The organism is Anaerolineae bacterium (assembly GCA_013178015.1).
Lineage (GTDB): Bacteria > Chloroflexota > Anaerolineae > DRVO01 > DRVO01 > Ch71.
Map to the genome: position 1 here is coordinate 1 of JABLXR010000088.1, position 9,375 is coordinate 9,375.

At 63.7% G+C, this 9,375-nt stretch carries 6 protein-coding genes; all 6 read left to right on the forward strand.

Going from position 1 to position 9,375, the window contains the following annotated elements:
• Nucleotides 1–251: 251 nt before the first annotated feature.
• Complete coding sequence (locus HPY83_19330; protein ID NPV10100.1) at nucleotides 252–2,267, forward strand: ABC transporter substrate-binding protein; 2,016 nt, start codon at nucleotides 252–254, stop codon at nucleotides 2,265–2,267.
• An 804-nt stretch (nucleotides 2,268–3,071) separates the two neighbouring features.
• Nucleotides 3,072–5,087, forward strand: a complete 2,016-nt coding sequence (locus HPY83_19335; GenBank protein ID NPV10101.1) for an ABC transporter substrate-binding protein — start codon at nucleotides 3,072–3,074, stop codon at nucleotides 5,085–5,087.
• Nucleotides 5,088–5,196: 109 nt separating this feature from the next.
• Nucleotides 5,197–6,351, forward strand: coding sequence for a hypothetical protein (locus tag HPY83_19340; GenBank protein ID NPV10102.1), 1,155 nt, complete (start codon nucleotides 5,197–5,199; stop codon nucleotides 6,349–6,351).
• Nucleotides 6,352–6,481: 130 nt separating this feature from the next.
• A complete protein-coding gene (locus HPY83_19345) occupies nucleotides 6,482–7,621 on the forward strand; it encodes a hypothetical protein (GenBank protein NPV10103.1) in 1,140 nt (379 codons plus the stop codon).
• Between the two features lie 75 nt (nucleotides 7,622–7,696).
• Complete coding sequence (locus HPY83_19350) at nucleotides 7,697–8,848, forward strand: hypothetical protein (GenBank protein NPV10104.1); 1,152 nt, start codon at nucleotides 7,697–7,699, stop codon at nucleotides 8,846–8,848.
• 197 nt (nucleotides 8,849–9,045) lie between these two features.
• On the forward strand, nucleotides 9,046–9,375 hold a 330-nt coding region (locus HPY83_19355), incomplete at its 3' end, for a 6-phosphofructokinase (GenBank protein NPV10105.1).

A 9,375-nucleotide genomic window follows, 5' to 3' on the forward strand; every position in this document is an offset into this window, starting at 1 on the left:
TGGCCCTCAACCTCCTGCGCTCCCTAGGCTTCCCCCTTGTCCCCGACGCCATCCGTCACCTGCGTCTCCACCCTGAAGCCAGCCTCGCCCTCCTCACCCAACCATAGGAGGGTTGAAAAGCCCTGGTCCGTACTCTGGGGCACTGGTAGGAGGGCAGACCTAGCGGTATAATACACGTGGTTCCATCGGATCGAGGGCAGGCCGGTCGGCTTGCTGCGCCGCCTGCCGACCCACAACGGGAGGAGGAAGAAATGTCTCCTAGTAAGCTTGACCGACGCACCTTCCTACGGGCATCTGCTCTGGCCACGACGGCCGCCGGCATAGCTGCCTGCGCCGGCGGGGCCCCCGCACCAACGGAGGCGCCCACGCAGGCCCCCGCGGCTACCACGGCTCCGGAGGCCACCGCTGCTCCTGAGGCTACTGCTGCTCCCGTCTCTCGGTACAAGGAATCGCCCATGTTGGCCGCCAAGGTCGCTGCCGGCGAACTGCCGCCGGTCGAAGAGCGCCTGCCCAAGAACCCCATGGTGCTACAGACCTATGAGTCCATCGGTACCCACGGTGGCACCTGGTTCCGGGTAGACACGGGCCCGCACGCCATTTCCTCTCGTGCCGGGGCCGAGTCCTTCCTTGCCTATGACTCCGACGGCAAGGGCCTGCACCTGGACGTTGCTGAGCGCTATGACATCAGCGAGGATGGCACCGAGTTCACCTTCTACATGCGCGAAGGGATGCGCTGGTCCGACGGGGCCCCCTTCACCGCCGACGACATCATGTTCTGGTACGAGGACGTGCTCCTGAACGAGGAGCTGACCCCGGCCTTCCCCACCTGGCTCAAGCCCGGCGGGGAGCGAGTGGTAGTAGAGAAGATCGACGACTACACGGTCAAGTTCAAGTTCGGCGCTCCCTACGGCATCTTCCTGGACCAGGTGGCCTTCCGCGGCCCCACCTTCATGAACTACCCCAAGCACTACATGCAGCAGTTTCACCCTAAGTACACTGATGCAGACAAGCTAGCGGCGCTGGTGAAGGAGCGCGGCTTTGAGCAGTGGTTCCAGCTCTTCGGGGCCGAGATCAACTTCCAGCGCAACCCCGACCTGCCTACCATCCACCCCTGGAAGATCAACAGCCGCGACTGGACCACCACCGCCTCGGCCGACCGCAACCCGTACTACTTCAAGGTTGACCCCGAGGGCAATCAGCTGCCCTACATTGACACCATCACCTACTTCGTGGTGGAGACGGCGGAGATGATCCCCATGCGGATCGTCACCGGCGAGGTGAACCATCAGGCGTGGAGCACTGGTATCTCCAACTACACCCTGTACATGGAGAACCGAGAGAAAGGCCAATACGACGTCCATATCTGGAACTACGGTACCTCCGCTACTGCCATGCAGGTCAACCAGACCAAGATGGTGGGCGAGGGCGACGCTCGAGGGGCAGAGGTGCGCGATCTGCTCAGGAACCGCGATTTCCGGCTGGCCCTCTCGCGCGCCATAAACCGCGACGACCTCAACCAGCTGGTATACATGGGCCTGTCAGAGCCGCCCATCGAGCTCTTCCCCGAATCGGTCAAGAATGATCCTGAGATCCAGAGCATCTTCGAGCACAGCGTGGACGAAGCCAACCGGATCCTGGACGAGCTGGGATTAGACCAGCGCGACAGCGATGGCATGCGCGTCCTCCCCAGTGGCGAGCGGCTCGACCTAATCATGATTGGGCACATCGCCTACGCCATCCACCGGGACGTGGCCGAGGTGTGCACCGAGTTCTTCCGCGAGGTGGGCATCCGCGCTACCATGGACTGGATCGCCAATGAAGTCTGGTGGCCGCGGGTCCAGGAGGGCGACTACGACATCGTCGCTTACGAGTGCGACTACACCTCCCCCAACGCCTTCTGGCTCACCTATCCTCGGTCCTACTTCCCCGTGGAGCCCAGCACTTACTGGGCGCCGCGCTGGGGCACCTACTACGCTACCGGCGGTCAGCAGGGCGATGAGCCGGACGACCCAGACGCCAAGAGGTTGGTTGACCTCTACGATCAGGTCTTGGTGACGGTGGACCCGGAAGAGCGCAAGGCTCTCACTGACGAGGCCTTCCGCATCTGCGCCAAGAACCTGTGGCCGGTGCATACTTTGGCTTCGCGGCCTGAGCCCTGCATCGTGAAGCACGGGTTCAAGAACGTGCCCGAGTATGGTCTGATGGCCTATCCGGTGTGGGGCGAGAAGACCACCTTCCCCGAGCAGTACTACATCGAGCAGGCGTAGCCGGCTCGCTAGGGCACTCAGGAGACCCCCGTCACCCGGCGGGGGTCTCTTCCTGCTTGAGGCTATCGCCTGAAGCCGGACCCTCGCGTGCCTTCGGCGCCTGCCGCGTCCGAGTTCACGCTCGGGGGACATACGCGTGCGTGCGCGCCCGCGTCACCATCCACGGTTGCACTACGTCGGGCTCGCCTCAGCCTACCGACGCCGTATCCCAGCCGGCCAGCAGCCTGCCCTCAGCGACGCCAACGGGCCGGCGCCGGCTCCGGGGCTTGGTACCCCCCGAGGAGTTCGCGCGCCCACGCGCGAAGGGACGCCGGCGGCCAACATCCCCGTCAGGATGCCGCTGCGCCTGGGGTGCGGACTCCTCAGGCGACAGGGCCAACCGCCTCCCGAGGAGTTCGCGCGCCCACGCGCGAAGGGACGCCGGCGGCCAACATCAGCGTCCGGATGCCGCCGCGCCTGGGGTGCGGGCCTCTCGGGCTAGAGCTGAGCCCACGGGGATGCCATCGTCTTCCTCCCCTAGCCGGCGACAGGCCCGGTTCACAGCCTCCAGCTCCGGGCTTTCCCTCGGCAGCGTCGCGCGCTACAGGCGTCTCCACGACTGTGAGCTCCTACTGACCAACTTGTGGTTTGCGAGCACCTCTCCCGCGATATATGCTGTTCATACCCTACATAACGGTGTCAGCCATTAATACTCGGCTGACCTGGTGAGAAAGGAGGTGCAGCGATCCCAGCTCAGGGTGGCTAGCCTGCCCGTCTCGTAGTGTTTGTCTCGAGCGCCAGAAATGCTGACGAGGAGGAAAGGGGATGTCTGTCCATCTCACGCGTAGACGGTTCCTGCAGTTCTCCGCCCTAGCCACGACGGCCGCCGGCATAGCTGCCTGCGCCGGCGGGGCCCCTGCACCAACGGAGGCGCCCACCGAACCCCCTGCGGCCACCGCAGCCCCGGAGGCCACCACTGCACCTGAGGCTACCGCTGTCCCCGTATCCAAGTACAAAGAAGCTCCCATGTTGGCCGAGATGGTGGCTGCCGGCACTCTGCCACCGGTCGAGGAACGCTTGCCCAAGAACCCGAAAGTCATCCCCGTGTTCGACCAGATTGGCAAGCATGGCGGCATCTGGAATCGGGCCGACGTGGACGCGTCTTCCATCGGTCACCACCATGGCGCCGAGGGCCTGCTACGCTACGGCCCTGGCCCAGCGTACGAGATCGAGCCGAACCTGGCCGAGCGCTACGAGATCAGCGAAGACGGCAAGGAGTACACCTTCTACCTGCGCGAAGGGGTGCGCTGGTCTGACGGCGAGCCCTTCACCGCCGATGACATCATGTACTGGTACGAGGACGTACTTCTGAATGACGAACTGAGCCCGGCCAAGCCCAGGTGGCTACGCCCGGGCGGCGAACTGGTCAAGGTGGAGAAGATTGACGACTACACCGTCAAGTTCATCTTCGCCGTGCCTTTTGGCCTCTTCAGGGACCACGCTTGCTTCTACGGCACCAGCATCGTCTCGTACCCCAAGCACTACATGAGCCAGTTCCACGTAAACTATGCCGACCCCGACGAACTGGCCCAGATGATCAAGGATGCCGGCTTCGAGCATTGGTTCCAGCTTCACGGCTCCAGGCCCAACCGGCAGCGCAACCCCGATTACCCCACGCTCTCCCCCTGGGTGATCACCAGCGACAACTGGACCACGGTGGCCACCGGGCAGCGCAACCCGTACTACTGGGAGGTGGACGAGGAGGGCAATCAGCTACCGTACTTCGACAAGGTGCAATGGCACATCGTCCAGGCCGCCGACATGATCCCCATGAGGATCGTCACCGGCGAGGTAGACATGCAGGCCTGGAGCACCGGCATCTCCAACTACACTCTGTACATGGAGAGCCGCGAAGCGGCTGGCTTCGATGTAGGCATCTGGGACTACGGTGGATCGGGCACCTCGATGCACATCAACCAGGCCAAGAAGGTGGACCCGAACGACGCCGCGGCGGTGGAGCTGCGCAACCTGCTCAAGAACCTGGACTTCCGCATCGCCCTGTCCAAGGCCATAGACCGGGACGACATCAACCAGCTGGTCTACATGGGCCTGTCCGATCCTGCCATCGAGGTGTATCCGGAGTCGGTGCAGAACGATCCGGTCATCCAGGACTACTACACGTTGGATGTGGACGCGGCGAACGCGATCCTGGATGAGCTCGGAATGACGGAGCGCGACGGCGACGGGATGCGCCTTACTCCGGAAGGCCGTCGGCTCGACATGACTATGATCGGCCTGCCTATGTACGCCATCCACCAGGACGTAGCCGAAGTGGTGGTAGAGTTCTGGCGGGAGATCGGCGTTCGAGCCACTATGGACTGGATCGCCATCGAGCTTTGGTGGCCTCGAGTCCAGGAGGGCGATTACGACATCGTCGCCTACGAGTCCGACTACTCGTCGGGCAACACCTACCGGCTCACCTATCCTCGATCCTACTTCCCGGTGGAAACCAGCACCTACTGGGCGGGCGCCTGGGGCACCTGGTACGCCTACGCCGGCGTTCAGGGCGAGGAACCGGACCATCCGGACGCCAAGAGGTTGCAGGACCTCTACGACCAAGTGGTGCAGGTGGTGGACGAAGGCGAGAAGACGGCCATCATGGATGAGGTCTTCGGGATTGTGGCCAAGAATCTCTGGCCCATCCACACTGTGGGGAACCGTCCCGAGCCCTGCATCGTCAAGCGCAACGTCATCAACGTGCCCGAGGTAGGTACCTGCTGGTGGCCGGTCTACGGACAGCGGACCACGCGGCCGGAGCAGTACTCCTTCACCGACGTCTAGGCGCAGGGGATAGGTTCTAAGTTGTAGGGAATAGGTTGTAGGGGGCCACCCCTGCAACCTATTCCCTATTCCCTACCCCCTGTAACCTACTCCCTGTCCTGGAGGCAGCATGGATTTCGCAGCCCACAATGAGGAAGTGCGGCGGGTGCGGGAGGCGTACGAGGCCAGGCGGCCCATTCGGGTGCCAGTGGAGTTCAACCTGAGCATGCGCTACTTCCTCGCCAACCCAGGGGTCAACGTCAACGGGGTCACCTGGCACGAGTTCTCGGAGGACCCCGAGGTGATGTTCGACATGTACATGCGCCGGCACCGCTTTGTACGCTACCACGTGGTGGCCGACTGGGAGATGGGGCCGCCGGAGAAAGAGTGGCCGGGGCCGCATGTGGACTTCCAGAACATCTACGAGGCGGTCTGGTTGGGCTGCCAGTGGCGCTACATTGACGACGAGGGCAGCCCGCCGGACGTGTGGCCCGTCTTCAAAGAGCACAAGGAGCGCCTCTACGACACCGAAATCCCGGATCCGCTGCATGGGGGGCTGATGGGCCGGGCGTACGAGTTCTACCAGTATATGGACGAGCGACGGCGAGGCTTCGAGATGGAGGGTAGGCCGGTGGGCAAGCCCACGGCGCCAGCCGGCACCGATGGACTCTTCACCCTGGCCTGTGCTCTGCGGGGACCTACCGAAGTGTGCCTGGACATGTACGAGGACGAGAACTACTACCACGACCTAATGGACTTCGTGATGCGGGCGGTGACGGCGCGCATGCGGGCCTGGAGGGAGTTCCTGGGCCAGCCGCTCAAGACTCGGAGCTTCGGGTACGCCGACGACAGCATCGAGTTACTGTCTCCGGCGACGTTCCGTCGAATGGTGCTGCCCTACTTGAGGCGGCTGTTCGACGAGTTCTCCGAGGGGGGGCCCAACAGCATTCACCTCTGCGGGCGAGCCAGTCATCACTTCAAGACCTTGAGGGACGAGCTCAACATCCAGGCGTTCGATACCGGGTTCCCGAGCGACTTGGGCCAGTGCCGGAAGGAGTTGGGGCCGGATGTGCAGCTGCGGGGCAACATTCATCCGGAGCTCTTGCGCCAAGGCCCACCGGCGGCCATCCGCCAGGCGGTGCGGGACCTGTGCCGCTCGGGGGTGATGGAGGGGGGACGCTTCATCCTGTGCGAGGGGAACAACGTGGCCCCACACACGCCCCTAGAGAACATGCGGGTCATGTACGAGGCGGGCAAGGAGTACGGCCAGTACGGGCAGAGCTAGACGGGGAGACACGGAGACACGGAGAGGGGGAGACACGGAGAGGGGGAGACAATGGGACGGAGGGATGAGGTGACACAGGCCTCGTCGGCTTCTCCTCGTCTCCTGGTCTCCGTGAGCGAGCGGAGGGTGCGTGGACGGAAGAAGGGTAGCCATCACCTGCCCGGAGGAGCGGCTGGCAGCGAACGTGGCCATCCGGGAACGGCTGCGGGCCTGTCAGGAGTTCCGCCTGTATGATCGTCCGCCCGTGGCGTTCTCTCTCGGCTTTCGCTACTTGCGGACGTCGCGAGGTGCTCCCATAGGGGACTACTTCGAGAACCCGCGCACGCAGCTGGAGCAGCAGCTGCTCAACCACCAGTGGGTCGTCGAGCACATGATGGACGACCGGATCATTGACACCGAGAAAGTGGTCGTCAGCCCCGACCTGCAGGACGTTCGTGGCGGCTACTTCCCCGTACGCATCACCTGGACCGAGGGCGTCGGCCCCATGGCTGCGCCTCTCCTGGAGCGGCCGGAGGACGTGGATGCGCTGGAGGTACCCGAGCCCACCGCCAACTTGTACGGCCGCCGCATCGAGTGGTATCACGCCATGTGCGACATGGCGCCGGAGTACGAGGTCACCCTCAACGGGCGGCCGTTGGAGGTGCGGCCTACCGTAGGAGGGGTAGGCGGGCCGTTCCCCGATGCCTACGCCCTGGCCCGGGACCGCATCTTCTATTGGATGTACGAGGCACCGGAGGCGGTGCACCGACTGATGGACAAGGTGACCCAGGCGTTCATCAACTATCATCGCTACACCAGAGAGCTCACCGGGGCGCCGATGGAGAACCTAGGTATGGGCTGCGACGCGGCTGAGATGCTGTCACCGGGGATGTTCCGGGAGTTCGTGCTGCCCTACTACCGGCGCTGCTACGAGGCCTTTCCGGGCACCCGTGGGCTCCACATGTGCGGGCGGATTGATCACTTGATCCCGCTTCTGGCGAACGAGATGCAGATCACCCACCTGAACGGCTTCGGTTTTGTGACCGATCCGCACGTGCTGGCCGAGGTGATGGGCGGCCGGGTGGTCATGTCCGGTGGGATCAGTCCGGCCCTGCTGGCGCAGGGCACGCCCGACGAGGTGAAGGCCGAGTGCCGCCGTTACCTGGAGATCTTCGCGCCGGTCGGAGGCTACATACTGCAGGACGGCAACAACGTGGCGCCTGGCACGCCGCTGGCGAATCTGACGGCTATGGTGGAGGCGGCCCGAGAGATGGGAGACGGGCTAGGCTGATGGAACACTGACTGCCGCAGATGAGAAAGAGCAAGCACAGAGTGCAATCAGCGTTCCATCACACAGGAGGCGCGATTGGCGCATAAAGAGCGGTTCATGGCCGCGTTTCGAGGCGAGGCTACGGAGCACCCGCCTGCCTGGGAACAGGCGTTCTCGTCAGACGTAGCAGGAGAGATTCTCGGACGAGAGGCGTATGTCGGTTCGATGCTTCTGCAATACCAAGAGGCCCGAGAGTCTGTGAAGGGCGAGTCGGCTCGCGAGGATTTCCTCGCCAAGATGGAGGACGACTGCTTCGACTTGGCGCGGGCACTCGGCTGGTCAGGTATCAGCTACCCTTGGCTTCGAGGCACGCCTAGCAGGCAGATAGACGAGTTCAGCTTCGTGTACGGCGATGAGGATACTGACGATTGGGTCATCTATCGCTATGACCCGGAGTCGTTCACTTACGGTCCCGTGGCCTTTGGTCGGCAACCAACGTGGCAAGGGGTGGAGGAGATCGAGCGCAAGGTCAGGAACGCGTGGGACAGCGTCGAGGAGTGGGAGTCAGAGAGCAGACCGGCGATGGTGGAGCGAATCCGGCGTTGGCAGGCACGCTGCGGCGATGAATTCGACTACGTCGCGGGCGCTGCCGGCATAGCCGTGCCTCTGAACGAGGAGTGGATGATCGCCTGTGTAGAAGCACCCGGCCTAGTGGCGGAGTATCTGGACGCACAGACGGCAGTCGGGCTGAAGCAGCTCGATGTGCTGGCCTCCCTAGGCGTTCCTTACGCAAACGGTGGCGGCGACCTGGCGAGCAAGAACGGGCCTCTCTACGGACCGCGCTTCTTCCATGACGTAGTCATGCCTCGCTATCGGCGCATCGTGGATCACGCCCGGTCCTTGGGGATCTACTACATCTTCCGCAGCGATGGCGACCTCTGGTCGATAGCGGATATGCTCTTCGGGCCGGAAGGAGCGGCTGCCCCGGCCTTCAACGAGATAGACTATGATTCCGGCATGGAGATCCCCAAGCTTCAGGCCCGGTACCCAAGCCTGACATGTGTGGGCAACGTGCCCTGTGGACTGCTGCGCCAGGGCACTGAGGACGATGTGAGAGCATTCGTGCGCGACCTGAAGGAGCAGGTCCTGTGGCGGGGACGCTGGGTCGTGGCTTCAGCTAACACGGTTTTGGCGGGTACGCCGGTCCGCAATGTTGTGGCGATGCTGGAGGAAGCTGGGGTCCTGTAGGAGAGGCGACAGCGGCACGATGGGACGCTGATAACGCTGATGAGACACTGATTCACGCTGATCAGAGAGGTATCAAGAGATCAGCGCCAACCAGCGTAGTATCAGCGGCATCAGCGTTCTGTTGTGTCGCTCGGGGGACGGAGCGGTATACTGGGCTCAGCGGGCGGCGAGGGAGCGCACCGGTGAGGAGATAGATGATTCGAAGAGCTGCGGTGCTTACCAGCGGAGGCGACGCCCCGGGCATGAACGCCGCTATCCGGGCGGTGGTGCGGTCGGGGCTGGCCCATGGTTGGCAGATGTACGGCGTGCGACAAGGGTATGCTGGCCTCATCGCCGGCAGTATCTTCCCCCTGGGGGCGAGGGATGTAGGCGGGGTGATGCAGCTCGGCGGGACCTTCCTGGGCACGGCCCGCTCGCCTGAGTTCCACACCGAGGAGGGTCGGTGCCGGGCCCTGCGCAACCTGAACAAGGAGGGCATAGATGCGCTGGTGGTCATCGGGGGGAGCGGATCCCAGCAGGGCGCCTAC

Excerpts from the sequence above, each read along its gene's own strand:
- HPY83_19340 (NPV10102.1), top strand. The coding sequence starts at position 5,197 with ATGGATTTCGCAGCCCACAATGAGGAAGTGCGGCGGGTGCGGGAGGCG.
- HPY83_19330 (NPV10100.1), top strand. The coding sequence starts at position 252 with ATGTCTCCTAGTAAGCTTGACCGACGCACCTTCCTACGGGCATCTGCT.
- HPY83_19335 (NPV10101.1), top strand. The coding sequence starts at position 3,072 with ATGTCTGTCCATCTCACGCGTAGACGGTTCCTGCAGTTCTCCGCCCTA.